The sequence below is a fragment of the Paenibacillus sp. UNC496MF genome, from assembly GCF_900113915.1.
In the GTDB taxonomy this organism is placed as follows: domain Bacteria; phylum Bacillota; class Bacilli; order Paenibacillales; family Paenibacillaceae; genus Paenibacillus_Z; species Paenibacillus_Z artemisiicola.
Genome location: NZ_FORE01000010.1, coordinates 242,776 through 267,659, shown reverse-complemented (window position 1 = coordinate 267,659; position 24,884 = coordinate 242,776). Strand labels below are relative to the sequence as shown.

Here is a 24,884-nt window from a genome sequence, read left to right as displayed (position 1 = left end):
CGAAACGTTAAGGATAAACCCGGTAAAAAATCGCCCGCTCGCTGCCGTTCTAGGTGTCCGTCTTCAGGGGCGACGTGCTTTCGCGCACGATCAGTTCGTTATGCAGCACGATTTTGCGCTGGATGTTGCGGCCTTCGAGCATATCGATCAGCAGCTGCGCCGATTGATAGCCCATCTCGTACTTGTCCTGGCGGATCGTCGTCAGCCGGGGCGAACAATACGACGCGATGACGATGTCGTCGTAGCCGACGATCGAGATCGACTCGGGCACCTTGCCGCCGCTGCGCTCCACGGCTTTCAGCGCGCCGAGCACCATCAGGTCGCTCGCGGTGAAGACGGCCGTCACGCCCGGATGGTTCCGCAGGATGAGGTGCATGGCGTCGCCGCCGCCTTCCTCCGAGAAATTCCCGTTGTAGACGAGCTCGGGACGGAACGGAATGCCGTGCTTCTCCAGCTCCAGCCGGTAGCCGTTCAGCCGCTGCTGGCTGACCGAGGCTTCGTTGTGGCCGTTGATCATCGCGATGTTCCGGTGGCCCAGCTCGATCAAGTGCCGGACGGCCATGCGGGAGCCCTGCACGTTGTCCGTCGTGACGTGGCCGAGGTTGTTGCCCTCCGCCGGGATGTCGATGAGCACGCACGGAAAGCTCGTATCGCGCGCGACCTCCTCTAGATACTGATCGTTCACCCGCAGCCCCGAGATGATCGCGCCTTCGACGTTGCGCTCCTTGCACAAGTCGGAATACGACTTGGCCAGCTGCTTCTTCGGATTGGTGCTGAACAGCAGGATGTCGTAATCGAGCTCCGACGCGCGGTCGTTGATGCCGCACAGGATCTCGTACAGCATGGCGTCCTTCGCTCCCGCGCGGTTGATCTCCGAGAGGATGACGCCGATGGAACGGGACTTCTTCGTGACCAGGCTCCGGGCGAGCACGTTCGGCCGGTAGTTCATCTCCTCGGCGACCCGCTTGATCCTCCTCCGGGTCTCCTCGTTGACGTCGTCGTAGCCGTTCAACGCCCGGGAAACCGTCGTGACGGAAACGCCCGCAATTCTGGCTAGGTCTTTAATAGTCGTCAAGGCGTCTTCCTCCAAGGTTCCAAAACGTTTCGGAACAAGTTCTAGCGTTATTATATAGGCACGAAGAAAGCGATTGCAAGCACTATTTTACGGACTCGTCCCGGTTGCGCCGTATTCCGGGGCATGACCGGGGGCTGACGGGCGGCGGCTGTCGGAGCCGCACCGATAGCGGACGGAAGCGGCTGTCGGGGCCGCAACGCAAGAAGCGCGCACGACAAGGAAGCCGATTCTCAGGTCGGCTCCTTCGCCCGTGAATTCAATTGCTCGATGACGTTTCCCTCGCCGACGAAGACGGAGCCCCCCGCCCGCACCGTATCCTTGACGAGCGCGACGGCGCCCGCCCGGTCGTCCTGGATCAGGCCGATCCATCGGCCTTCCTTCGCTTCGGGATCGTGCTTCGCGCCCCAATCGGCCAGCTCCAGCAGCACCGGCACGAGGTCCAGTCCCCGCTCGGTCAGCGCGTAGGTCTCCTTTCGCTTGTCGGTGTCGTGCGGCCGCTTCGTCAGCACGCCCTTCCGCTCCAGCCGCGCGAGCCGCGACGACAAAATGTTCGTCGAGATGCCTTCCTCCGACGCCAGAAACTCGCCGAACGTCTTCTTGCGGTAATACACGATGTCGCGCACGATCAGGAGCGACCAGTTGTCGCCGACCGTCTCGAGCGCGAAGTTGACCGAACAGCGCGACTTGTTGTCTGTACGTTTCATAGGGCTATCTTATCACAGCCGGGCGGCGATTGAAATCCGCTTGCTTGCATCATACAACCGAATAAGGGAATGACAAAAAGCCGCCGGCCCGCTGCGGAGGCAGCGGCCGGCGGCTTCGGTTGCGCGGACGGGATAGCCGGTTGTCTTAGTAGGACATGCCCGGGTAGAGCGGATATTGCGCCACGAGGTCGCGCACCATGCCGCGCGCTTTCTCGAGCACGGCTTCGTCCTTCGGATTCTTGAGCGTCATGGCGATGATCTCGGCGATCGTCTTCATCGCGTCCACGCCCATGCCGCGGGAAGTCGCCGCCGGCGTGCCGATGCGGATGCCGCTCGTGACGAACGGGCTCGTCGGGTCGAACGGAATGGCGTTTTTGTTGACCGTGATTTGGACGGAATCCAGGACATGCTCCGCGTCTTTGCCCGTGATGTTCAGGTTGCGCAGGTCGATCAGCATGAGGTGGTTGTCCGTGCCGCCGGAGACGATGTTGATGCCTTGGGCGAGCAGCGCTTCGGAGAGCGCCTTGGCGTTGTCGACGACGTTCTTGCCGTATTCCTTGAACGACGGCTGCAGCGCTTCGCCGAACGCGACGGCTTTCGCCGCGATGATGTGCATCAGCGGGCCGCCTTGGGAGCCCGGGAACACCGCTTTGTCGATCGCCTGCGCCCAGGCTTTGCGGCACAGGATCATGCCGCCGCGCGGTCCGCGGAGCGTTTTGTGCGTCGTCGTCGTCACGAAGTGCGCGTACGGCACCGGGCTCGGGTGCAAGCCGGCCGCGACGAGGCCCGCGATATGCGCCATGTCGACGAAGAGCAGCGCGCCGACGTCCTCGGCGATTTTGCCGAGCGCTTCGAAATCGATGATGCGCGGGTACGCGGACGCGCCCGCCACGATCATCCGCGGACGGTGCTTGAACGCGAGCTTGCGCACTTCGTCGTAGTTGATCGTGAACGTGTTCTCGTCGACGCCGTACGCGACGAAGTTGTACAGGATGCCGGACGCGTTAACCGGGGAGCCGTGCGTCAGATGGCCGCCGTGCGCGAGGTTCATCCCGAGCACCGTGTCGCCGGGCTGCAGCGCGGCCAGGTAGACGGCCATGTTCGCCTGCGCGCCGGAGTGCGGCTGCACGTTCGCGTGCTCCGCGCCGAACAGTTCCTTCGCGCGGTTGCGGGCGATGTCCTCGGCGATGTCGACGTGTTCGCAGCCGCCGTAGTAGCGCTTGCCCGGGTAGCCTTCCGCGTATTTGTTCGTCAGCACCGTGCCCATCGCTTCGAGCACCGCCTCGGAGACGATGTTCTCGGACGCGATCAGTTCGATGTTGTCGCGCTGGCGCTGCAGCTCAAGGCCGAGCGCTTTGACGATTTCGGGATCTTGCTTGCGTAGGTTTTCCATGTGGGTTTCCTCCTGAAATTTTGTGGCGGAGCTAGGCCGATCGGAAATCGGCCGTGGAACAAAATCGCTTCGTAAGCATTAGCTTAGTTTTATGGGCGAAGCCGAACCGGATGAGGCGGTTCGTGAAATAAAACTACTTCGTAAGCAAAAGCTTGGTTTTTATGGGCGAAGCCATTAGCAACAAACCGGTCAATCGCAGCTTTCCGCCGCGCCGTCCGCCGCTTCGCGGGCGTACACCGCCCGTTCGCCGCCGATCAGCTTCGGCCGGGTGAACGCCATCGTCAGATGCGCCGCCCCGATGGAGCGGATCGACGGCCGAACCGGCACGGCCACGCGCTTCAGGTGCATGCCGATGAACGTGTCGCCGATGTCGAGGCCGGCATGCGCCTGCACCGTCTCCGTCAGCACCGCGTCCCGCAGCGCGCCGAACGCGTACGCCGCCATGGAGCCGCCCGCCTTGCGCACCGGGACGGCCGAGACGAGCTCGAGTCCGTACCGCTCCGCCGCCTCGCGTTCCATGACGAGCGCCCGGTTCAGATGCTCGCAGCACTGGAACACGGCGTAAAAGTCCAGCTCCCGCCGCACCGCCTCGATGCCGTCGTAGATCGCCTTCGCCGTCTCCAGCGTCCCCGAGGTGCCGATCCGCTGGCCCAGCACCTCGCTCGTGGACGTCCCGACCACGAGCAGCTGCCCCTCGCGCAGCCGCGCCGCGGCGGCAAGCTCGCGGACGACCGTCTCGACGTCCTTGCTCAACCGGGCCGGATTCCAGCCCGCTGCCGTATCGCTCACGCCGATCCGCTCCTTTATTCCGCGCGCGCGGGCTGCGCGGCGTATTTCGCTTCGATCTGCTTCACTTTGTTCAGCCGGCCGACGTGGCGCTCGCCGTTCGAGAACGGCGTCTCCAGCCAGACGCGGATGATCTCCTGCGCCACGCCGGGACCGACCACGCGCTCGCCCAGGGCCAACGCGTTCGTGTCGTTGTGGTCGCGCGTCGCCTGCGCCGAGAACAGGTCGTGCACGAGCGCGCAGCGGATGCCCGCCACTTTGTTCGCCGCGATGGACATGCCGATGCCGGTGCCGCAGATGAGAATGCCGCGGTCGGCTTTCCCCTGCACGACGAGCTCGCAAGCCGGGAGCGCGTAATCCGGGTAGTCGACGGATTGCTCGCAATCGCAGCCGACGTCGAGAATCTCATGGCCGAGCGATTGAATGAACGGCACCACGACTTCCTTCAGCCGATAGCCGCCGTGGTCCGCGCCGATGGCGATTTTCATACCGCATATACCTCCCAATGTGACCGCGCGATGGCGGAAAATGTCGATTCGCAATGGTTTTAGTATACCTGATTTCGCCGGAAAAGACGAAAAAAGAGCAAGCATGCTCACGCACGCTGCTCTTTGCCCAGGCGACCGGCCGTATCTTCCGATGCTCCACCGTGGTTGGACCCACTTTCGTCGCCAGTTACATCGGAAACCGTCTTTAATTAGCTCTATCATACCGGATCGGGCCGGTAAAATCAATCCGCAAACGCCGCGCGCGGAACGCCCGGCGAACGGTTATCTGCGCGGCTGCCGCAGCCGGTCGAGCAGCTTGCGCAGCGCCGCCTCGATCTCCGCCGCGCTGGCCTCGTAGACGGGCAGAGGCCCGCCGAACGGGTCGGCGATGTCGAAGCTCGGGATGCCGGCTTCCAGCTCCAGCAGCCGGGCGCGTTCCGCGTCCGTGAGCTGCCCGCCGAGCGCCTGCTTCATTTGAAAATCGGTGTACAGGCTCTCCAGCTCCGCGATGCGCCGCAGCCCTTCCTCGTCGCGGTAGACGTACTCCAGCAGGGTGTACGTCTTGTCCACGGCGCTCGGGAACCGCTGCAGCAGATGGCGCTTGTGGCTCGCCGTCATCGTCAAAATCAGGTCGGCCCACGTCACGGAGCCGCTTTCGAGCGCGGTCGAGCCGTTATTATGGCGAATGTCCCGGCGGCGCAGGACCGATTGGGCGTGGTCGGAGACGGGCAGCCCGTCGACGGTGGACACGCCCGCGGAGCGTACTTCCAGCGGCAGGCCGCGCTTCTGCGCCAAATCCCGCAGCAGCGCCTCCGCCATCGGCGAACGGCACGTGTTGCCGGTGCAGACGAATAAGATCCGTTTCATGCGAGAACCCCCTCTAGATGGTAGGCCGGACCGCCGCCGTCAGAACAGGATCAGCAGCCCGAACGTCAATAAAATCACGCCGCCGATCGCCTCGCCGTACCCGCCGAGACTGGAGCTGACCCGGCGGCCGAGCAGCAGGCCGGCCACGGACAAGCAGCCCCCGGCGATGCCGAACAGCAGCACCGCCAGCAGCATATCGACGGCGAACATGCCGAGCGACAGCCCGACCGAGAACGAATCGATGCTGACGCTGAGCGCGAACAGCAGCATGCCCCACGAGCTGCGGTGGTCGATCGACGGCACCGCGTCGCCCCGGAGCGAGCTGTACACCATATGGCCGCCGAGCAGCAGCAGCAGTCCGCCCCCGGCCGAAGACGCCACGCTGCCGAGCAGCGTGCCGACGTACTTGCCCGCGAAGATCCCGATGAGCGGCATCAGGATGTGAAACAGCGCGATGAGCGTGCTGAGCTTGAGGATATCCAGCAGCCGGATGCCTTTCAGCCCGATGCCAACGCCCAGCGAAAAAGCGTCCATGCCGAGCGCCAGCGCGATAATGATCAGCGTCAACAGCTGTCCGGCCTGCAGGCCTGCCTCGACCATGCCATCCACTCCTTGTCCCCGTTATCTCCTCCAAGCATATGCGGACAAGACGGGAAAGATGACCGGATGGCGGACAAGCGCCCGGGGCCGGGCCTCGGGCGGGCGGGCATTCAGGCGGAGGAAGCCGGGCGACCGATAGCTACCTTATCAAAAGCCGTGACCTGCGGTAGAAAGAACCTTCGCTTGCGAAAAAACGAGTTATCGTGTAAAGCGATTCCGGCCGGGCGTGCTTCGATTGCGGCTCCGCTCCGCGCGCCGGCGTTCGCGGAGCCGCCGATCGAGCCCGCCCGGTTTGACGCCGGTCTTGCGTGGGCCGGCTGCTCCAAAGCCGTCCGGCCACAAGTCAGACGCACACGACCGCGTGGCCGGCGGCCTTGGACAAGCGGTTCATGTACGCGTGCCCGATGCCCGTCTCCGGGCACGTCTCCGCCCAGATGCGCTGGACGCCCTGCGCGTCGAACGCGCGCAGCGCGGCGTACAGCCCCTGCGCGGCGGTATCGAGCCGCGCCAGGCTGCCGACGGCGAGCACGCAGTCCGCGTCGTACCGGGCCGCGTGCTCGTCGAAGGCGAGCACCCCCGTGCGCTCGCCGCGCGCGCGGGCTTCGCGGACGGCCGCCGCGATCCAGGCGGCCACCGCGTCCGGCTCGCCCCGCACGAGCTGCAGCGCGCCCCGCGGCGCGTAGTGCGCGTACTTCATGCCGGGCGAGCGCGGCGCCTGCCCGGCGGACGCGTCCGCCGCGGCTTCCGGCGCGGCGACGGCGTCGTAGGCGACGGCCGCGCCCGAAGCGCGCAGCGCCTCGGCGGTAATGCCGCCCGGGCGCAGGATGCGCACCGTCTCGCCGTCCAGGACTTCGACGACGGTCGACTCCAGGCCGACGCCGGCCGGGCCGCCGTCGACGATGCCGTCGATGCGGCCGTCCAGGTCGTCCCGGACATGCGACGCCAGCGTCGGGCTCGGGCGGCCCGAGCGGTTCGCGCTCGGCGCGGCGAGCGGACAGCCCGACGCCGCGATGAGCGCGAGCGCGACGGGATGCGCGGGCATGCGCACCGCCACGGTGTCGAGGCCGGCGGTGACGCGCGGCGAGACCGCGCCCGGCCTGACCGGCAGCACGAACGTCAGCGGCCCCGGCCAGAACCGCTCCATGAGCCGGTCCGCGAGCGCTTGGGCCCTCGGCACTGCCAACGGCAGCGTCAGCCCGGCAAGCTGGGCGCGCCCGGCGACGTGCACGATGAGCGGGTTGTCGGACGGACGGCCCTTGGCAGCGAAGATGCGTTCCACCGCCTCCGAGCGCCGCGCGTCGGCGCCGAGCCCGTACACGGTCTCCGTCGGGAAGGCGACGGTACCGCCTTCCCGCAGCCGGGCCGCCGCCGCGCGAAGCGGCTCGCCGTCCGGAGACGCGGCGTCGACGCGCCATAGGGTTGTAGGTCGTACTGGTGTATTCAATGTCGTTTCCCCGAGTTCTGCTTCTGAAGCGGTTTTATTCCTATTATACCATACGCATCCCCGCGCGAAACAAAGCCGCTTGTCCCCGTAACGGCGCGGCGCGGACGGCTTTGCGGCATGTCCGGCTCCTTGAGGCCCGCATTCGGAAGAAAAACGGCCCTGCCGCCCCGTTGTATGCGTTTCAACCGCCCTCCCGCGCCGCCTATCGCTCGCCATCGCCCCCCGCCGTCTTTGACGGATACGCCCGGCGGCGTTATGCTTCTTAAGCTATGCATATATGTCATTGGAGACATATATCAAACCGAGGAGGCCGCATTCCATGCAAGTTCCCGCTTCATCCAAGCCCGTCCGCATCCTGCCGATCATGATCGCCATCTTCTTCGGCAGCTTCGTATCGGTGCTCAACGTCAGCACGATCAATATCGCGATTCCGGTCCTCACGGATCGCTTTCACACGACCCTCGCCACCACGCAGTGGACCTTGACCGGCTTCATGCTCGCCATGGGCACGTTCGCCCCGATCACCGGCTACTTCGGCGAGCGGTTCAGCTACAAGCGGCTCTTCCTGTTCGCCATGTCCGGCTTCACCGTCGCCAGCATCTGCTGCGCGCTGGCCTGGAACGTGGAATCGCTGATCGCGTTCCGCATATTGCAGGGCGCGTTCACCGGCATGATCTCGCCGATCACGATGGCGATCGTGTACCAAGTCATTCCCCGCGAGAAGGTCGCGATGGCGATCTCGTTCTGGGCCGCCTCGTCCATGCTCGCGCCGGCCATCGGCCCGACGTACAGCGGCTGGCTGCTCGACAACGTCTCGTGGCATTGGCTGTTCTGGCTGAACGTGCCGATCGCGGCGGTCGGCATCCTGCTCATCGCGATCTATATCCCGTACTACCGGCTTAACGTGCCGAAGAAATTCGACCTGATCGGCTTCGTGACGGTCATCATCAGCAGCGCCTCGCTGCTCGTCGCCCTGTCGCACGGCAGCGAATGGGGCTGGGATTCCTGGCAGACGCTGACGCTGTTCGTCGTCGGCCTCGCGTTCCTCGGCCTGTTCATCTGGCGCGAGCTCGCGGCGGAGACGCCGCTGCTCAATCTGCGGGTACTCAAAATCAACCGCTACAGCGTCGCGCTGCTCATCACGAGCATCATCACGATCAGCCTGTATTCCGGCACGTTCCTGACGCCGGTGTTCCTGCAGAACATCCAGTCGGTCACGCCGCTCGACACCGGCCTGATCCTGCTGCCCGCGTCGCTGGCGATGGCGGTCATGATGCCGTTCGTCGGCAAAATGTACACCAAAACCGGTCCGCGCGCGCCGCTCGCCATCGGCATCGTGCTGATGGTCATCGGCACGGTGCCGCTCAGCTGGCTCAGCGTCGACATCTCGCACCGCTACATCATCCTGTGCATGATCGTCCGGAACGTCGGCATTTCGTTCGCGATGATGCCGGCGAGCAACGCGGGCATGGAAGCCGTGCCGAAGCAGTACAGCGGCCACGCGTCCTCGCTTACCAACTGGGTTCGCAACGTGCTCGGCTCGTTCGCGATCGCCGTCTTCACGTCGCTGCTGACCTCGCGGACGGCGAGCCACGCGAAGGACTTCGTCCAAGCCGGCGCGACGGACCAGAAGCACATCACGCTCATGTCCGTCACGATGAGCGTCGACGACGTCTATCTGATCGCGTCGATCATCGCGCTCGTCGCGCTGCCGGTCGCGCTGTTCATTCCGAAGCTGAAGCAGCCGAAGCCCGAAGAGACGGCGGTTAAAGCGGCTTAAGGCATAACGCCCGCCCAAGGCCGGGACGCTCGCCGTTCGGACGCTCTTCCCCGCAAGCGCCATGCCGGCTTCGGCCAACGCGAAAAGGCTCACTCGCCCCAATGGCGAGTGAGCCTTTTGTTCGTATGCTATCGATCGCCGCGCGATTCGCCGCTTCCGTCTTAGAACAAGTGCTTGAAAAAGCTGAAAATCGATTGGAGCAGTTCCCACAGGAAGAACTTCACTTCCGGCTGCTTTACCCCGCCGTCCTGACCCGCCGGCTTCGCTTGATCGCCATGCGCCGCGTCCGTCTTCGCTCCCGCGTCCTTCGCGCCGGCTTGGCCGCCGTCCGCCTTGACCGCTCCGTCCGCCTGCCCCTTGTCGTCCGCCTTGACCGCCGCCGTCGCGACGCCGGCCGACGCCGGCGTCGACGCTTCGCCGCTCACGGCATCCACGAAGCAGAGCGGCGGGAAGAGCACGCACCACCAGTTCTGCCCGGCGCCCGCGCCGAGCGTGACGCGAAGCGCTTCGTAGTTGCCGGCCGGATAGACTTCCGTGCCGTAGATCTTGGTCGGGAACGGGACGACGCTCAGCTCCGCTTTGTACCCGTAGCCGAAGCCGCGGGCGGCGAGCTTCGCCGCGATGACGGCGTCGATGTCGCCCAGATGCGCGCGGATCGTCGCGCGGGCTTCGCCGATCGTTTGCGGGCCCGAGACCCACGCGTTCATCTCGTCGACGATCGCGTCGCGCACCTCGCGCTTGACCGCTTGATCGAGCGCGTTGTCCGAGTTGGCGAGAATGCGGAGGCGGATGGATTCCGACGGAATGCTGCCGCCGGCGATCGCCGCGTCGGCGCGCTGGTTTTCCCAGCTCATGAGCAGGACGGCGGCGATCAACAGAACGTACCCGTAGACGGGACGGTAAGGAAAACGGGAATGAGTGCGGATCATGTTAACACAAGCTCCTTTGGGCACCCGTCGGTGCGTCGGCTTGCGTTCCGGAACGATGATAGTCCCATTATGTCCGCGCGCGGAGCGGTTTAAACCTCGCAATCTCGTGAAAACGGAATGAAAATAGCACGGGGCGTCATCGAAAAAGACGTCCTTTCGGACGTCCTCATGGCGCATGAAAGGCGCGGCTGCCGCTTCCGCGAACGCGGCGCCTTTTCCCGCGCTCGCTATGAATCTCGCTTCCCTATTAGAGGTTGTCTACTCGAGGTTGCCTATTCGAGGTTTCCTATTCGAGGCTCCTGGTTGACGTTCCTAGCACCGCTTCCCTATTCGACCGCGAGCACGTGCCGGTCGATGCCCGCGTAGTCGGGAATGATCCGCACCTCGCGCCAGGCGCCGATGCCGCGGAGCAGGTCCGCGACGGCCTGCGCCTGGCCGATGCCGAGCTCGAAGCCGACGATGCGCGGCAGGGCCGACAGCCGCGCGAGCTGCTCCGCCATGCGGCGGTACGGCGTCAGGCCGTCGTCGCCGCCGTCCAGCGCGAGCCGCGGCTCGTGGTCGCGCACCTCCGGCTGCAGGCCGGCAATGTCGCCCGCCGGGATATACGGCGGGTTCGAAACGAGCACGTCGATGCGCAGGCCGGCGACGCCCCCGGCCGCGTCATCGCCCGCCCCGGGCCGCGGCCGCGCGAACGGCCCGAGCAGGTCGCCCCGCACGAACGTCATGCGCGCCGCCGCCCCGTGGCGCGCCGCGTTCGCGCGGGCGACCGCGAGCGCGTCCGGCGACAGGTCGGACGCGCAGACCCGCCACCTTGGACGCAGCGCCGCCAGCGTCACGGCGATGGCGCCGCTGCCCGTGCCGACGTCGACGACCGTCGGCCCGGCAGCCGGGTTCCCGCCGCCGGGTCCCGCGGCGGCGGCAGGCCCGTCCGGCGGCGCTTCGCCCGCCGTCGCGGGCCAAAGCCGGTCGGCCGCCTCCAGCACGGCCTCCACGAGCAACTCCGTCTCCGGCCGCGGAATCAGCACGGCCGGCGACACCGCGAACGGCAAGCCGTAGAACCACTGCTCGCCGATCAAATACTGCACCGGCTCGCCCGCCGCTTTGCGCGCCAGCAGCGCCTGCAGCCGCTCCCAGTGCTCCGCCGGAAACGGTTCGTTCCAATCGCGCAGCAGCTGCGCCCGCTCCAGGCCGAGCACGTGCAGCACGAGCAGCTCCGCGTTGTTCCGCGGCTCCTGAATGTTGCGCTCCCGGAGCTTCTCCGCAGCGGACCGGCAAACCTCGCCTACCGTGAACGACGACAGCGGTTTGAACGTCGTCCAGCCGGCGCCCTCCGGCAGGTTCTTCGGCGGAAAGCCGGACTCATCGGCGCTTTCGTCCGCAGCCGAAGGCACCGCGCCCGTCACCCGTTGAACCTGTTCCGCGTCATGACGCCGTGGTTGTCCGCCTTCCGAATCGCGCCGGTCCGCCTGCTCGTCCTCTTCTAAGCAATCCCGCTCCCGCGCGTCTCCCAGGCCAGGACGCCGTTCTGCTTGAAAGGCTCCCCGAGCCCGTTCTGCTCCCGCGTCTCCCGGTCCGCTCGACCCCTTGGCCGCCCGCTCTTCCCGCTCCGCCATATCCTGTTCGCCCCTTTCCGTGCTTGCTCTTTCCGTGCTTGCTCTTTCCGTTCCCGTTCTTCGCGCCCCCGTCCAAGCGGCAAAAAACGGGAGCGCCGTTAGGCAGCTCCCGTCCGTTCCAATTCATGATCGCCCGCGCTTACGCGAGGTTTTCCCGCTCCATCAATTCCGTCCGCTCCGTGAGCGTCAGGGCGTTGATGATTTCCTCCATGTCGCCGTTCAGCACGGAATCGAGCTTGTGCAGCGTCAGGCCGATGCGGTGGTCGGTCACCCGGCTCTGCGGGTAGTTGTACGTGCGGATCCGCTCGCTGCGGTCGCCCGTGCCGACCTTGCTCTTGCGCTCGCCGGCGTACTTCGCTTCTTCCTCTTGGCGCTTCATGTCCGAGATGCGGGCGCGAAGCACCTGCAGCGCCTTGGCTTTGTTCTCGTTCTGGGACTTGCCGTCCTGGCACTGCGCCATGATGCCCGTCGGCACGTGCAGCACGCGCACGGCGGATTTCGTCGTGTTGACGGACTGGCCGCCCGCGCCGCTCGAGCAGTACGTGTCGACGCGGATGTCTTTGTCGAGAATCTCGACCTCGACCTCTTCGACTTCCGGCATGACGGCTACCGTCGACGTGGACGTGTGGATCCGGCCGCCGGACTCCGTCACCGGAATGCGCTGCACGCGGTGGGCGCCGCTCTCGTACTTCAGCTTGCTGTACGCGCCTTTGCCCGTCACCATGAAGATGACCTCCTTAAAGCCGCCGAGATCGCTCTCGTTGGACTCCATCAGCTCCACGCGCCAGCCTTGGGCGTCCGCGAACTTCATGTACATGCGGTACAGATCCGACGCGAACAGCGCCGCTTCGTCGCCGCCGGCCGCGCCGCGGATCTCGACGATGACGTTCTTGTCGTCGTTCGGGTCCTTCGGCAGCAGGAGCACTTGAATCTCGGCTTCCAGCTCCGTCCGGCGCTCGCTCAGCTCGTCGATCTCCATCTTGACCATTTCGCGCATGTCGTCGTCGAGCTTCTCGTTCTGCATGACCTTCGCGTCTTCGAGCTGCTCGGTCACTTGCTTGTATTCGTTATATGCCGCATAAACGGGCTGCAAATCGGACTGCTCCTTGGAGTAGTCGCGAAGTTTCTTCGGATCGCTGGCCACGTCCGGATCGCACAACAGCTCGCTCAGCTTCTCGTACCGGTCGGCGAGTGCCTGTAAACGGTCCAACACTGTCATTCACCTCAATAAATGGTTTTTAGAATAAAATCCAAACCTTCGTCGTCTTCTTCCTAGTATATCATATCGCGCGGCATTCCATAAACGTGACAATTCTGGATGGCCGGCATTAACGCGGGCGTCCACGCCGAAAAGGACCCGGCTGCCCGAGTCCTTCTTCCCCGTATCCGCTAAACGTTGAAACGGAAATGCATGACGTCGCCGTCCTGCACGACGTATTCTTTGCCTTCGAGGCGCAGCTGGCCGCGCTCCTTGGCCGCGTTCATCGAGCCGGCCGCGACGAGATCGTCGTAGGAGACGACCTCCGCGCGGATGAAACCGCGCTCGAAGTCGGTATGGATGACGCCCGCCGCCTGCGGCGCCTTCATGCCTTGGCGGATCGTCCAAGCGCGCACTTCCTGCACGCCGGCCGTGAAGTACGTGTACAGGCCGAGCAGCTTGTAAGCCGCGCGGATCAGCCGGTTCAGGCCGGATTCCGTCAGGCCGAGTTCTTGCAGGAACATCTCCTGCTCCTCGCCTTCGAGCTCCGCGATCTCGGACTCCACCTTCGCGCTGATCGGCACGACTTCCGCGCCTTCCGCCTTCGCGAACTCGCGCACGAGCTCGACGAAGCCGTTGCCGTCGGAATTCGCCGCTTCGCCTTCGCTGACGTTCGCCGCGTACAGCACCGGCTTCATCGTGAGCAGGTGCAGGTCGCGGATCACGAGCTTCTCCTCGTCCGACAGCTCGATGCTGCGCGCCGGCATGTCGTTGTAGAGCGCTTCTTTGACGCGCTCCAGCGTCTCGACCTCGAGGGCGACCTTCTTATCGCCGCCCTTGAGGTTTTTGCGGGAACGCTCGATCTTGCGGTCGACGGAATCGATGTCCGCCAGAATCAGCTCCAGGTTGATCGTGTTGATGTCGCCGATCGGGTCCACCTTGCCCGAGACGTGCGTGATATTCTCGTCCTGGAAGCAGCGCACCACGTGCACGATGGCGTCGACCTCGCGGATATGCGCCAGGAACTTGTTGCCGAGCCCCTCGCCCTTGCTCGCGCCCTTGACGATGCCCGCGATGTCGATGAATTCGAAGGCGGTCGGCACCGTGCGGTTCGGCACGACCAGCTCCGTCAATTTATCCAAACGCTCGTCCGGCACTTCGACGACGCCGACGTTCGGGTCGATCGTGCAGAACGGATAGTTCGCGGACTCCGCGCCCGCTTGCGTGATTGCGTTAAACAGCGTCGATTTGCCCACGTTCGGCAAGCCGACGATTCCAGCCTTCAAAGCCATTGCCGTACACCCCTGTTCCGTAATAAACAATCTCACGCCATTATACCCGATGCGCCGCGGGATTGAAAGGTTGTTTGACCCGATGCGCGCGGCGGGACGGCCGGAACTTTCCGGCAGCGGAGGGCGGCCTACATCGCCGGGAACGACAGAAACGCCATCAGCGCCGCGTAGACCGCGATCGCGCTGCCCGCGAAGGCGAACCGGCGGCTCCGGGGGACGCCGGCCAGTTCCATGCCGGCCGCGACGTTCGTCGCCAGCGCCGTCAGCAGCGCGACGGCGAGGATGAAGAAGGAGATGCGCAGGTCGGCGAACGCCAACAAGCCCGCCGCGACGAAAGCGACGGCGAACAGGTACTGCGAGCCGCCGATGTGTCAGCAGCGCCCGGAGCGGCGGTCTGCGCGCGCCCAGCCAGCTGCCCGCGAGCCACAGCGCGAGGAAGAGGGACACCAGCGAGATCAGGGCCAACCGGAACAGCTTGCCCGCGAGCAGCGAGCCGATCGCGCCCGAGGCTCCGGTCATATCCGCCAGCCCGGCGAAGCCGCCGAACAGCCCGTCCAGCATCGCTTCGATTCTCGTCCCGGCCATCCAGCCCCACAGGAGGAAGCCGAGCATCGCCGCCGCAAGGCCGGCCGCGCCGTAGATCCAGTCCCTGCCCGGCTCGAGTTCTTCGGCCAGCTGCGGGTTGCGTAGCAGCTCCAGCATCCGCCGGTAATCCGTTCGCTTGGCGGCCCCGACGGCCGCTTTCCAGCCGCCGCCGTCCTGCCGGGCGGGCTTGCCGAAGCCCGACGTCTCCGCGCAGACGTGCGCGTCGCCGTCGTAAAAGGGTTGTCCGCAAAACATGCAATGGTTCATGGTCCGAATGCCTCCCGATATCCTCGATCATCGTTTCCGAATGCCATAAATAGACATTTTAGCCCAGTATATCGGATCGAGAATGTCGAGAGTTGTCGCAATGGGGATTTAACGGAAATTTAAATTCGCCGGTTCCGGTTACACCCCGAATCCGGTACCGCCGAGCGGCGGTTCGCATGGGCCGGCCGCCGGGCGAGCATACTACGTCTCGGAGGTGATCGTCGCCATGGAAAACAAAACGCACGAAGGCAACTACAAGGGCACGACGCACATGAAGGCGAAAAACCAGGACATGGCTTTCGTCAACGACGTTCTCGAGGACGCCAAGTCCGTCACCAATTACAGCAGCGTGAAGAAGAAAACGGACAAGTAACCGCGGCAGCGGCGGCCGGCGCGAGCCGAGACCGGCCGCGTCCCGCAGCCGGGCGGCTTCGTTCGGCCCGCGCCGGAACGGACCGCCTTTGCGCCGTCTGCGGCGCGGCGCGCCCGAAAAAGGTGCCTTCCCGCTTCCGCGGGAGGCACCTTTCGCCGTTTATCCATTCATTCGGCTTTTCATTGCCGTTCATGGCTTCCGCTCGCCGCGCCTACGCGCGGCTTCTATCGCAGCCCTTATTCGCAGCTCTTATTAACAGCTTCTGCTCGCACTTCTTTTCACGGTGCTTATCCGCGCCTTTATCGCGGCTACTATTCGCCGGCGTCCGCGCCGGTATAGATCCGGATCGCGTCGCGCAGAAATTCCGCCGTGCCCGGCTGCTTCGCGTCGTAATACGCCTTGAAGCGGTCGTCGTCCACGTACATTTGGGCCAGGTTCGCGTGCGCCTCCTTGCTGTAGCCGTCCCAGTGGAACGTCAGCCACTGCCGGTGCAGGTCCGCCGCCTTCTGGGCGAGCGCGCCCGCCGGATCGCCCGTCGCGAACGCTTCCGCGAGCGTGTCCGCCACTTCCTGCGTCAGCCGGTTCACCTCTTCGTGCTGCTCCCGCGTCATCCCTTTCAGCTTCGCGTTCGAGCGGTTCACGGCGTCGTCGCCGTATTTCTCCCGCGCTTCCTTCCCGTATGTCCGTTCGTTCTCGTCGATCATCCGCTGCTTGAAGCCTTCGAATTTCTCCTGATCGCTCATGTCCGTTCCTCCTTCGGCCGATGCGATCGTCTTCTCCACGTTCGCGATGAGCGCATCGAGCCGGTTTCGTTTATCGAGAAGCTGCTCCCGGTGCCGCCGCAGGGCCGCCGCGCCGTCGAACGACGGATCGTTCACGATCGCCTTGATGCTGTCCAGATTGACGCCGAGCTCGCGGTAAAACAAGATTTGCTGCAGCTTGTCGACCTCCGCCTGGCCGTAAATCCGGTACCCCGACGAGTTCGTCCTGGCCGGCTTCAGGATGCCGATCTCGTCGTAAAACCGCAGCGTCCGCGTGCTGACGCCCGCGAGCCTGCCCAGCTTCTGCACGGTGTATTCCATGTTCTCGCCTCCCGACACCTTCACTCTACACCTTTACGCAACGTGAATGTCAAACGCGTTTCGCGCGGAAATTTTCCTGCTTGCTGCTAGGGCCGCGAATGCCGCCGGACAACGCAAAAGCCCGGCGCATCGCCGCGCCGGGCTCTTGACATCCTCGCAACGCCGTCGCTCGCTCGTTTCGCCCTACACCCAAGCGTCGTTCGAGTAGCCGCGCTGCTCCCAGTAGCCGATATGATCGCCGTCGATCAGCTCGATGCGGTTCAGCCACTTCACGGACTTGTACGCGTACATCTTCGGCACGACGAGCCGCACGGGCCCGCCGAGATCGCTCGGAATCGGCTTGCCGTCGTGCATGACCGCGACGAGGACGTCGTCCATATTCGCCTGATCCAGCGTCAGCGCGTCCGTGTACACCCCGTCGCCGGAGTAGAACTTGACCGTCTTCGCGCCCGGCTTCACGCCCGCCAGCTGCAGAAAATCCTTCAACTTGATGCCTTCCCACGTGTTGCCGTAGACCGACCAGCCCGTCACGCAGTGGAAATCGCTCACCTGCACCTGGCGCTTCAGGGCCACGAACTGCTCCCAGTTCCACTGCTGCTTGCGCTCCACCAGCCCGTCGATCGTGAACGAGAAGGTCGTATTGTCGAAATGCGGAATCGGCGTCACCGTGTAAATGCGGAATTCGCCCTTGCTTCCGCCTCCGATCGGCGGGCTCGAGGCCGGCAGCGGCGCCGGCGCCGGGAACAGCTTGTTGGCGTCCGTCGCGGCCGCTTCCTCATAATTCGTGCCGGCGCTCAGCTGGCCGCCGAGCCACTTCAGGAAGGACGGGCCGATCGCGATCGCGATGCCGGCGCCCACCGCCGTCTTGATGAACGTCGCGCGCGACATGACGGCGGCGGGCTGCGCCGCGGGATGCGCGCCGCCCGCCATGGTTTCGCCCTCCCGTCCCGTCTTGACCGTCCTGCGGTGCGGCTCCTTGAGCCATTTCAACCGCGTGACGGAATGATAGATGATGTACGGCAGGCCGACCCACGTCAGCAGGTCGTGAATCCACAGCGCATTGCCCGATACGCGCGGCCCGACGAGCCGAAACTGCCACAGCAGCAGCCCCGAGAGCAGCCAGCCGACGAGCAGCGCCAGCACGATGAGGACATTGGCCCGCTGCGCCGTCTTGCCCCGCAGCTGCTTCCAATGCTTGCCCGCCAGCAGCAAATAATAGACCACCGGGACGAGCGAAGCGATGCCCACGATAATGTGGACGTACCGGATAAGCACGCGGCCCTCGCCCAAGATGCCCCGCCATAGTCCTTGGAACAGAATCAGCCCCGTGAACGTCAGCACGACGACGATCCAGCCGTTCCACGTATGCAGGCTCGCCAGCTTCCGCCCGTAGCCCTTTCTCACCTTCTTCAGCCATTCCGCCATGGGATCGGCCTCCTTTTCACGAGCATGCGCATCCAATGCGTTAAACGTTCGTTCCCGCGGTTTCGGTTCGAGCCTTTCGCGCTCAAGCGTGCGCGCCGCCCGCCGGACCGCCGCGGCCGGCCGGCACCGTGAACCAGAACGCGCTGCCCGGTCCCGCGCCGCGCTCGACCCCGGCCGGCGCGGCGGCGTCCCCGCGCTCGACGCCGATGCGGCCGCCGGCCTGCTCCGCGAGCGACTTGGCGATCGCGAGGCCGAGCCCCGCGCCTCCGCCGTCGCGGCCGCGCGCGCGGTCCGAGCGGTAGAACCGCTCGAAGATCCGCTCGCGGTCCGCTTCCCGCACGCCCGCGCCTTCGTCCGCGACGCTCACGCGCACCATGCCCCCGTCGGCCGGCTCCCCCGCGATGCGGATCAAGCCGCCCGCAGGGGAGTGCCGAACCGCGTTCTCGAGCAGGTTTTGCAAGATCCGCGTCAGCGATTCCGAAGCGAGGCCGCAGACGAGCGGCACGTCCGGCAGCGACACGCGCAGCCGGAGCCCTCTCGCGTCGAGCGACGGCGCGAAGCGCGGGAGCAGCTCCACGAGCACGTCCTCGAGCACGCACGGCACGCCCTCGGGCCGCGCCATGTCCGCCAGCGATTCGGGCAGGGGCCGCTTCGCGGCGTCCAGCGTGCTGATCTCGAACAATTGGCGGATCAGCGTCCCGAGCCGGATGCTCTCGCCGCGGATCGTCGCCATGTAGCGGCGCTTCGTCGGCTCATCCGCCACGATATCGTCCTCCAGCGCCTCCGCGTAGGCCTGCAGCGACGCGAGCGGCGTGCGCAGGTCGTGCGCCAGGTTCGCGACGAGCTCGCGCCGCGCCGCCTCCGCCGCCTGCAGCTGCCGGAAGCTCGCCTCCAGCCGGCCGCCCATCTCGTTGAACTGCCCGGCGAGCGTCTTCAGCTCCGCCGGCCCGACGAGCGGCACCCGCGCGCCGAGATCGCCGTCCGCGATGCGCGCCGAGCCTTCGCCGACCTGCCGGACGGCCGCCTCGACCGGCCGCACGAGCAGGAAATGCAGCAGCGCCGACAGCAGCCCCGCGCCGAGCGAGGCGAGCGTGAGCCAGATGAGCTGCCGCTCCGACAGCAGCATGTATTGATACAAACACACGAGAATGACGACGATCAGCAGAAGGCTCACCGCGTTGGCGAGCAGCAAATACACGCGCAGCCTCATGGCATTCCCTTGGCGTCGAACTTGTAGCCGATGCCCCAGACCGTCTTGATCCAGCGCGGCTCGGAGGGCGCCGGCTCCAGCTTCTCGCGCAGCCGCCGGATATGGACCGTCACCGTCGTCGTGTCGCCCTCGAAGCCGATGTCCCAGATCAGGCTCAGCAGCTGGCTGCGCGAAAACACGCGCCCCGGCGAACCCGCCAGCGTCAGCAGCAGGTCGAATTCCTTCACCGTCAGCTCCGCGTCCGCCCCGTCGACCGCCACCCGGCGCTCGGCCGGAAAAATCGCCAAGCCCTCGAACGCCAGCACGCCGGCCGGCCGCCGCGCTTCCGGAGAGACGCCGCCCGATGCCCCGCGAGCCGACCCGCCGGCGGACCGCCCGACGCGCCGCAAAATATTGCCCACGCGCAGCACCAGCTCCCGCGGACTGAACGGCTTCGTGATATAATCGTCGGCGCCCATCGTCAAGCCCAGCAGCCGGTCCGGCTCCTCGCCGCGCGCCGTCAGCAGCACGACCGGCACGTCGCTGCTGGCCCGCACCGTCTCGCACACCTGCCACCCGTCGACGCGCGGCATCATCACGTCCAGCACGAGCAGATCCGGGTCGTGCGCCTCCCACAGCCGAAGCGCCTCCTCCCCGTCCTGCGCGACGAGCACCCGGTAACCCTCCCGCTCCAAATAGCGCCGGCACACGTCGGTAATGTTGCTTTCGTCGTCCGCGATCACGATCGTCCCGTTCACCCCGCCGCCTCCTTCCGCCCAAGCCGCTTGTTATTCCTAGTATACCTCTCCAAGGGCGGGAAGCGAACTCCGCCTTGCCTCCCCGCCAGCATAGCCCGAGAAGGTAACCGAAGAAGAACGAAAAGATTACGAAAGTATTAAATCGGCCGCGCAGCGGCCGGGACGTTGGCGAGGCAGTCGAGTGAAATGAGACGCGGTGAGCCGGGACGCGCAGCGGCCGGGCTGTTGGCGAAGCAGTCGAGTGAAATGAGACGCGGTGAGCCGGGACGCGCAGCGGCCGGGCTGTTGGCGAGGCAGTCGAGTGAAATGAGACGCGGTGAGCCGGGACGCGCAGCGGCCGGGCTGTTGGCGAAATAACCGAGTGCAACGGGCGCGGTGAGCCGGGACGCGCAGCGGCCGGGCTGTTGGCGAGGCAGTCGAGTGAAATGAGACGCGGTGAGCCGGGACGCGCAGCGGCCGGGCTGTTGGCGAAGCAGTCGAGTGAAATGAGACGCGGCGAGCCGGGACGCAAAGCGGCCGGGCCTGTTGGCGAAGCAGTCGAGTGACACGAGACGCGGCGAGCCGGGACGCGCAGCGGCCGGGCGGCCCCCAGCGAAGCCGGCCCACGCGAAAACGGGGCGAGACGAAGGAGAGCGACCTTGGTGCGAAGCACCACGGGAGCAATCCTTCGTCTCGCCCCGAAGACCGGGCCGGCGAGCCCCCACCCTGGGGGGAGGGGGGCCTAGGCCCCAAACCATTCCGCGCGCAGGTATTGCGAATGGATGCGACTTTGGTGCGGAGCACCACGGGAGCATCCATCGCAAAACCGGAGCCTCAGATTTGGTTTTGGATTTTCGACTTCAGCGAATCCTTCGACTGCAAGCCGACCATTTTGTCGACCGGTTGGCCGTCCTTGAACAGGATCAGCGTCGGGATCGACATGACGCCGAATTGGGAAGCCAGTTCAGGCTCTTCGTCGACGTTGATTTTGCCGATGTTCGCCGTGCCGGCGAGCTCGGAGGACAGCTCCTCGACGATCGGAAGCTGCATTTTGCAAGGTCCGCACCAAGGGGCCCAGAAGTCGACGAGCGTTACGCCGCTCTCGATGCTTTGGTTGAAGTTGTCTTTCGTCAATACGTGTGCCATGGTCAATCATCCTTTCTACAGATAAGTTCGAAGCTATGGGAAGGGATAACCCGTCTCACCGAAGCTAACAGTCGCTGCATTCCTTGATCTGGCTCAAGACGCCGGAAATCGTGATTCCGCCGAAATAAGCCTCCAGCTGCTTCTCCGCCTTGCAGAAAATCCCATCCATGACTTCCCGCATGTTGGAGCCGACGACGCAATCCATGTCCGGATCGCCCGAGCACCAGCTCGGAATAACGGAGCCTTGGGCCATGAGCCGATAGATGTCGGCCAAATTGACGACCGCCGGATCCAGCGTCAGCCGGTACCCGCCGCCCGCGCCTTCGCGCGTATCGACGTAACCGCCCCGCTTCAAGCAGCTCATCACTTTCCGGATGCGGGCCGGGTTGGTCGACACGTTCTCGGCGATGGCCTCGCTCGAAGCCATGCGTTCCGGCACGTGCGCCAAGTAAACCAAACTGTGGACGGCAATCGTAAATTCGCTGTTCATGGTGGAAGGTCACCCCGCTTTGTACTGTAATCATATCAGTTACAGTTGAAACTGTCAACGGCGGTTACCCGATTATTTTGCAAAAAAGCGGCCGGTTCTATTCGAGGTCGAACAGCTTCAGCTGCTCCGGCGCTTCCTTGGGCGGCGCGAGCGCGAAGCTGCCCCGCGGCGGAAGCTGGCCGAGCATGGCCATCAGCTGCAGGGCGTTGTCGGCGGCGTCCCCGCCGGAGTTGTTGTTGAACAGCACGCACACCTCGTCCGACAGCCGCTCCAGCCGCCGCAGGCGCGCCGCCCACTCGGCCAGCTCCGCTTCATCGTAGCGATACAGATAGCGCACGTCCCGCCAATCCGGCCGCCCCGCCGTCACCCAGCCGTCCGCGTTGCGGCCGTGAAACCGCACGATCGTCATCGCGTCGTCCGTCGCCGCCTCCACGACCGGGATCGAGCCGGGGCCGGCCTGCGGCTCGTCGCAGACGGTATGGATCCAGCCCTCGCGCCGGGCGAACGCGAGCGTCTTCTCCGTCATGCCGTCCGCGTACCAGCTTCGGTGGCGGAATTCCAGCGCGCAGGGCGCATCGCCCATGCGGGCTTTGGCGGCGCGCAGAATCTCGACGCTCCGGCGCGTGCAGTCGAACCACGGCGGGTACTGGAAGAGCACGGCCAGCAGCTTGCCGGCCGCGCGTATCGGCGCGATCGCTTCGAGGAACGCCGCGAACATCGCCCCGTCGCTCTCGTACGGCCGGCGTCCGCCCCGTCCGCCGCGGTCGTGGCCGGTCATGCCCTGGTAGGCTTTGATCACGAACCGAAAGTCCGCCGGCGTCTCGTTCGCCCATTTTTCCAGGACGGAGGCCGCCTGAATCGCGTAAAAGGTACTGTCTACTTCTACTACCCGAAACCATTGCGCGTAAACCGGCAGCTTGCCGCGCGACGCGCCCGCCTCGCGGTACAGCTCCGAATGGTCGCCCCAGCCGCACAAGCCGATGTCGATCATGCCCCCGCCTCCTTCCGGCCTCGTCCGTCCCTGTTATCATCATTGCCCGATGGACAGGCAACGGAATCATCTTCGCCGGGATTTCTTCCGGCATACCCCGGCGCGTTCCGCCGCCTTCATCGTTTCCCCGCGCGGCGTTCGACTTCCGGCCTCCTCAGCCGGGCACCGCGAACGCCGCCGCGCCCCGCTCGTGCAGCAGGTATTGGATGAACGCGCGAACCTGCCGGGAGATCTGTTCTTCCTTCCGGTACACGAGGCAGATGTGCCGCCGGTTCGCGTGCCGCGGCAGATCGCGCATGACGAGCTCGCCGGACGCCGCTTCGCGCAGGACGCTCCGCTTCGGCAGGACGCCGACCCCGATGTTGCATTTCACCGCTTCCTTGATCGTCTCGATCGCCCCGAGCTCCATGAAGGACTCCCAGACGAGGCCGATGCCGGCCGCCCACTCGTCCGTCAGCTTGCGGGACGTCGAGCCGTCCTCGTGCAGCAGGAACGTCTGCGCCTGCAGCTCCGCCGCGGTCAGCTCCTCGCGCCGCGCGAGCGGATGCGCCGGGGAGAACATCAGCTTGAGCTCGTCCTCGAGCAGCTTCTCCATCACCAGTCCCTCCAGATGATCCGAAGGCAGCGAGACGACGGCCGCGTCGATCTCGTACTTGCGCAGCATGTCCAGCAGGCTGCCCGCTTTCTTGACGGTGAGCTGGATGCGGGTCCGCGGATGCCGCCGGCCGAATTCGGCCATGTACGGCGGCAGGAAGTACGTCGCCGGCGTGTAGCTCGCGCCGAGCTTCAACTTGCCCTCGCCCTTGTCCCGACGCTCCTCCATCATCGCCTCCACTTCCTCCATCAGCGACACGATCCGCCTGGCGTACGGCAGCAGGTCGGCCGCGTTCTCGGTCGGAAAGAGGCTCCGCGCGGGCTTGTGGAACAGCTTCACGCCGAGCTCCTCCTCCAGCTTCCGCAAATGAAAGCTCACCGTCGGCTGCTTCAGCCCGAGCTTCGCCGCCGCCTCCTGCAGCGTCCCGCCGCCGCATACCTCCACGAATACCCGCAACTGCTGCACGTTCATGTCCATCGTCCCTTCTTTCGTTTCGGCTGTTGCCGCGCTCTCTCCGCTTAATATAGATGACATCTATGTTTATATCAATCTATATAGATGACACTTCATAAAAACTAGACGTGCCGTTAACGTTCGTCTGATACTTCTCCCCTAAATTGGACATAGACCATTTGACGGAGGAGAGAAGAACCATATGAAAAGCATGAACGGCAAGTTGGGAATGGCAGCCACGCTGCTGCTGCTGTCGATCGTCTCGACGGCGTGCGGCCAAAGCAGCAACGAAGCGAACGGCGGCAACGCGGCGAACGCGAACGGCGGCAACGCGGGGGATACGACGACGAACGCGGCAGCCGGCACGAACGACGCGGCGGCGAACGGCGCCGCGAACGCCGGCAACCAACCGGCCGATACGGCAGCCGACGCGGCAACGGGCGACAAAGGCACGCTGACCGTCTACCTGAACGATTTCGACGATATCGTCAAACCGATGTTCGAGGAGCAAACGGGCTACAAGCTGGACGTCGTGAGCGGCAACGGCGCGGAAATCATGTCCCGCATCGAAGCCGAGAAAGGCAACCCGCACTGGGACGTCGTCTGGATGGACTCCATGCCGTCGATCAACGGCTTGGACAAGCAGGGCGAGCTGCTCACGGGCTGGACGCCGGCGAACGCTTCCGGCTTGACGGACTTCTCCAAATCCTTCGTGCCCGCGGACGGCGCCTTCTATCCGACCGGCACGCACGCCGCCGGCGTCATCGTCTACAACAAGAACGAAATCAAAGCCGAAGACGCGCCGAAAACATGGGCGGACTTCGCGAACGCCAAGTACAAAGGCCAAATCGGCATGGCCGACCCGGCCGTCGCGGCGCCGGCTTACCCGTTCGTCTCGTGGTTCTTCCAAGACAAGGGCATGGACGCCGGCAAAGACTACTTCAGCGCGCTGATGAAGAACGGCCTGCACGTTTATCCGAAAAACCCGAACGTCGTCGAAGCGCTCAAGGGCGGCGAGATCAAAGTCGCGGCGCTGCAGGAGAGCAACGCGTACGTCATGAAGACGCAAGGCGACCCGATCGAAATCGTCTGGCCGGAAGAAGGCGCTCCGGGCTCCGTCCGCGTGGCCGCCATCCAGAAGGACACGAAGAACGCCGACGCGGCGAAAGCGTTCGTCGAGTTCCTGCTCGATCCGAAGACGCAGCAAGCCTTGATCGACAAAGGCGACGAAAGCTACTTCGAGCCGTCGGTGACCGGCGTCCAGGCGAAAGCCGACCGCCAAGCGAACGCGAAGCTCGTCGTGGCGAAGGCGGATTGGGCCGCCGATAACGAAGCGACCATCAAGCAGTGGTTCTCCGACCAGTCGGTGAAATAATGTTCGC

The 24,884-nt window shown here is 65.1% G+C and carries 23 protein-coding genes and 1 riboswitch; of the genes, 3 read left to right on the top strand and 20 right to left on the bottom strand.

The window, feature by feature from the left end:
- Positions 1-49 precede the first annotated feature (49 nt).
- The 8 genes from BMZ79_RS19080 to BMZ79_RS19045 form a co-directional block, all read right to left on the bottom strand.
- A complete protein-coding gene (locus BMZ79_RS19080; protein WP_090642514.1) occupies positions 50-1,075 on the bottom strand; it encodes a LacI family DNA-binding transcriptional regulator in 1,026 nt (341 codons plus the stop codon).
- Between the two features lie 230 nt (positions 1,076-1,305).
- Complete coding sequence (locus BMZ79_RS19075) at positions 1,306-1,779, bottom strand: winged helix-turn-helix transcriptional regulator (protein ID WP_090642512.1); 474 nt, start codon at positions 1,777-1,779, stop codon at positions 1,306-1,308.
- Between the two features lie 145 nt (positions 1,780-1,924).
- Entirely contained in the window at positions 1,925-3,172 is a 1,248-nt protein-coding gene (gene glyA / locus BMZ79_RS19070) for a serine hydroxymethyltransferase (RefSeq protein WP_090642511.1), read from the bottom strand.
- Positions 3,173-3,361: 189 nt separating this feature from the next.
- Positions 3,362-3,961 carry a TIGR01440 family protein gene (locus BMZ79_RS19065; protein ID WP_177222213.1) on the bottom strand — a complete coding sequence of 200 codons (600 nt, stop codon included), beginning with the start codon at positions 3,959-3,961 and terminating at the stop codon, positions 3,362-3,364.
- 14 nt (positions 3,962-3,975) lie between these two features.
- A complete protein-coding gene (rpiB, locus tag BMZ79_RS19060) occupies positions 3,976-4,446 on the bottom strand; it encodes a ribose 5-phosphate isomerase B (RefSeq protein ID WP_090642509.1) in 471 nt (156 codons plus the stop codon).
- A 118-nt stretch (positions 4,447-4,564) separates the two neighbouring features.
- Positions 4,565-4,647: riboswitch (ZMP/ZTP riboswitch) on the bottom strand.
- Between the two features lie 81 nt (positions 4,648-4,728).
- Positions 4,729-5,313 (bottom strand): low molecular weight protein arginine phosphatase, encoded by a 585-nt coding sequence (locus tag BMZ79_RS19055; protein WP_090642507.1) that lies wholly within the window; start codon positions 5,311-5,313, stop codon positions 4,729-4,731.
- A gap of 39 nt (positions 5,314-5,352) precedes the next feature.
- Complete coding sequence (locus tag BMZ79_RS19050; protein ID WP_090642506.1) at positions 5,353-5,913, bottom strand: manganese efflux pump MntP; 561 nt, start codon at positions 5,911-5,913, stop codon at positions 5,353-5,355.
- Positions 5,914-6,256: 343 nt separating this feature from the next.
- Positions 6,257-7,357, bottom strand: coding sequence for an L-threonylcarbamoyladenylate synthase (locus BMZ79_RS19045; RefSeq protein WP_256252837.1), 1,101 nt, complete (start codon positions 7,355-7,357; stop codon positions 6,257-6,259).
- A 319-nt stretch (positions 7,358-7,676) separates the two neighbouring features.
- Between BMZ79_RS19045 and BMZ79_RS19040 the strand changes: the two genes are divergently transcribed.
- Complete coding sequence (locus tag BMZ79_RS19040; protein ID WP_090642503.1) at positions 7,677-9,137, top strand: MDR family MFS transporter; 1,461 nt, start codon at positions 7,677-7,679, stop codon at positions 9,135-9,137.
- A 161-nt stretch (positions 9,138-9,298) separates the two neighbouring features.
- Here the strand turns inward: BMZ79_RS19040 and spoIIR are convergent, their stop codons facing one another.
- The 4 genes from spoIIR to ychF all read right to left on the bottom strand — a co-directional run bounded on the left by spoIIR (position 9,299) and on the right by ychF (position 14,169).
- Positions 9,299-10,066: a stage II sporulation protein R gene (gene spoIIR, locus BMZ79_RS19035; protein ID WP_090642502.1), complete on the bottom strand. Its 768-nt coding sequence runs from the start codon at positions 10,064-10,066 to the stop codon at positions 9,299-9,301.
- Positions 10,067-10,392: 326 nt separating this feature from the next.
- Complete coding sequence (gene prmC / locus BMZ79_RS19030; RefSeq protein WP_371263750.1) at positions 10,393-11,403, bottom strand: peptide chain release factor N(5)-glutamine methyltransferase; 1,011 nt, start codon at positions 11,401-11,403, stop codon at positions 10,393-10,395.
- Between the two features lie 415 nt (positions 11,404-11,818).
- Positions 11,819-12,892: a peptide chain release factor 1 gene (prfA, locus tag BMZ79_RS19025; protein ID WP_090642498.1), complete on the bottom strand. Its 1,074-nt coding sequence runs from the start codon at positions 12,890-12,892 to the stop codon at positions 11,819-11,821.
- A 176-nt stretch (positions 12,893-13,068) separates the two neighbouring features.
- Entirely contained in the window at positions 13,069-14,169 is a 1,101-nt protein-coding gene (gene ychF / locus BMZ79_RS19020) for a redox-regulated ATPase YchF (protein ID WP_090642497.1), read from the bottom strand.
- A gap of 1,078 nt (positions 14,170-15,247) precedes the next feature.
- On the opposite strand from ychF, the gene BMZ79_RS34330 reads away from it, so the two are divergent.
- The gene (locus BMZ79_RS34330) at positions 15,248-15,394 is read left to right on the top strand and encodes a hypothetical protein (protein WP_177222212.1); all 147 of its coding nucleotides are present in this window, start codon (positions 15,248-15,250) and stop codon (positions 15,392-15,394) included.
- Between the two features lie 311 nt (positions 15,395-15,705).
- Here BMZ79_RS34330 and BMZ79_RS19005 read toward each other — a convergent pair whose 3' ends face one another.
- From BMZ79_RS19005 to BMZ79_RS18970, 8 genes are all read right to left on the bottom strand, one after another.
- The gene (locus tag BMZ79_RS19005) at positions 15,706-16,476 is read right to left on the bottom strand and encodes a MerR family transcriptional regulator (protein WP_090642732.1); all 771 of its coding nucleotides are present in this window, start codon (positions 16,474-16,476) and stop codon (positions 15,706-15,708) included.
- Between the two features lie 183 nt (positions 16,477-16,659).
- Positions 16,660-17,901: a molybdopterin-dependent oxidoreductase gene (locus BMZ79_RS19000; RefSeq protein WP_090642492.1), complete on the bottom strand. Its 1,242-nt coding sequence runs from the start codon at positions 17,899-17,901 to the stop codon at positions 16,660-16,662.
- 82 nt (positions 17,902-17,983) lie between these two features.
- Entirely contained in the window at positions 17,984-19,111 is a 1,128-nt protein-coding gene (locus tag BMZ79_RS18995; protein ID WP_090642491.1) for a HAMP domain-containing sensor histidine kinase, read from the bottom strand.
- A complete protein-coding gene (locus tag BMZ79_RS18990; RefSeq protein ID WP_090642489.1) occupies positions 19,108-19,848 on the bottom strand; it encodes a response regulator transcription factor in 741 nt (246 codons plus the stop codon). The genes BMZ79_RS18995 and BMZ79_RS18990 overlap by 4 nt, the downstream gene beginning before the upstream one ends.
- Positions 19,849-20,661: 813 nt before the next feature.
- The gene (gene trxA, locus BMZ79_RS18985) at positions 20,662-20,973 is read right to left on the bottom strand and encodes a thioredoxin (RefSeq protein WP_090642488.1); all 312 of its coding nucleotides are present in this window, start codon (positions 20,971-20,973) and stop codon (positions 20,662-20,664) included.
- A gap of 64 nt (positions 20,974-21,037) precedes the next feature.
- Entirely contained in the window at positions 21,038-21,463 is a 426-nt protein-coding gene (locus BMZ79_RS18980) for an RrF2 family transcriptional regulator (protein ID WP_090642487.1), read from the bottom strand.
- A 97-nt stretch (positions 21,464-21,560) separates the two neighbouring features.
- The gene (locus BMZ79_RS18975) at positions 21,561-22,454 is read right to left on the bottom strand and encodes a DUF72 domain-containing protein (RefSeq protein WP_090642485.1); all 894 of its coding nucleotides are present in this window, start codon (positions 22,452-22,454) and stop codon (positions 21,561-21,563) included.
- Between the two features lie 154 nt (positions 22,455-22,608).
- Complete coding sequence (locus BMZ79_RS18970) at positions 22,609-23,520, bottom strand: LysR family transcriptional regulator (protein WP_090642729.1); 912 nt, start codon at positions 23,518-23,520, stop codon at positions 22,609-22,611.
- A 184-nt stretch (positions 23,521-23,704) separates the two neighbouring features.
- Here BMZ79_RS18970 and BMZ79_RS18965 point away from each other — a divergent pair, with 184 nt between their 5' ends.
- Positions 23,705-24,877 (top strand): ABC transporter substrate-binding protein, encoded by a 1,173-nt coding sequence (locus tag BMZ79_RS18965; protein ID WP_218154720.1) that lies wholly within the window; start codon positions 23,705-23,707, stop codon positions 24,875-24,877.
- The last annotated feature ends 7 nt before the right edge of the window (positions 24,878-24,884 follow it).

Coding starts and splice junctions, on each gene's coding strand:
- BMZ79_RS19075 (WP_090642512.1), bottom strand. CDS start 1,779: ATGAAACGTACAGACAACAAGTCGCGCTGTTCGGTCAACTTCGCGCTC.
- glyA (WP_090642511.1), bottom strand. CDS start 3,172: ATGGAAAACCTACGCAAGCAAGATCCCGAAATCGTCAAAGCGCTCGGC.
- rpiB (WP_090642509.1), bottom strand. CDS start 4,446: ATGAAAATCGCCATCGGCGCGGACCACGGCGGCTATCGGCTGAAGGAA.
- BMZ79_RS19055 (WP_090642507.1), bottom strand. CDS start 5,313: ATGAAACGGATCTTATTCGTCTGCACCGGCAACACGTGCCGTTCGCCG.
- BMZ79_RS19050 (WP_090642506.1), bottom strand. CDS start 5,913: ATGGTCGAGGCAGGCCTGCAGGCCGGACAGCTGTTGACGCTGATCATT.
- BMZ79_RS19040 (WP_090642503.1), top strand. CDS start 7,677: ATGCAAGTTCCCGCTTCATCCAAGCCCGTCCGCATCCTGCCGATCATG.
- spoIIR (WP_090642502.1), bottom strand. CDS start 10,066: ATGATCCGCACTCATTCCCGTTTTCCTTACCGTCCCGTCTACGGGTAC.
- ychF (WP_090642497.1), bottom strand. CDS start 14,169: ATGGCTTTGAAGGCTGGAATCGTCGGCTTGCCGAACGTGGGCAAATCG.
- BMZ79_RS34330 (WP_177222212.1), top strand. CDS start 15,248: ATGGAAAACAAAACGCACGAAGGCAACTACAAGGGCACGACGCACATG.
- BMZ79_RS19005 (WP_090642732.1), bottom strand. CDS start 16,476: ATGGAATACACCGTGCAGAAGCTGGGCAGGCTCGCGGGCGTCAGCACG.
- BMZ79_RS19000 (WP_090642492.1), bottom strand. CDS start 17,901: ATGGCGGAATGGCTGAAGAAGGTGAGAAAGGGCTACGGGCGGAAGCTG.
- BMZ79_RS18995 (WP_090642491.1), bottom strand. CDS start 19,111: ATGAGGCTGCGCGTGTATTTGCTGCTCGCCAACGCGGTGAGCCTTCTG.
- trxA (WP_090642488.1), bottom strand. CDS start 20,973: ATGGCACACGTATTGACGAAAGACAACTTCAACCAAAGCATCGAGAGC.
- BMZ79_RS18980 (WP_090642487.1), bottom strand. CDS start 21,463: ATGAACAGCGAATTTACGATTGCCGTCCACAGTTTGGTTTACTTGGCG.
- BMZ79_RS18975 (WP_090642485.1), bottom strand. CDS start 22,454: ATGATCGACATCGGCTTGTGCGGCTGGGGCGACCATTCGGAGCTGTAC.
- BMZ79_RS18970 (WP_090642729.1), bottom strand. CDS start 23,520: ATGAACGTGCAGCAGTTGCGGGTATTCGTGGAGGTATGCGGCGGCGGG.
- BMZ79_RS18965 (WP_218154720.1), top strand. CDS start 23,705: ATGAAAAGCATGAACGGCAAGTTGGGAATGGCAGCCACGCTGCTGCTG.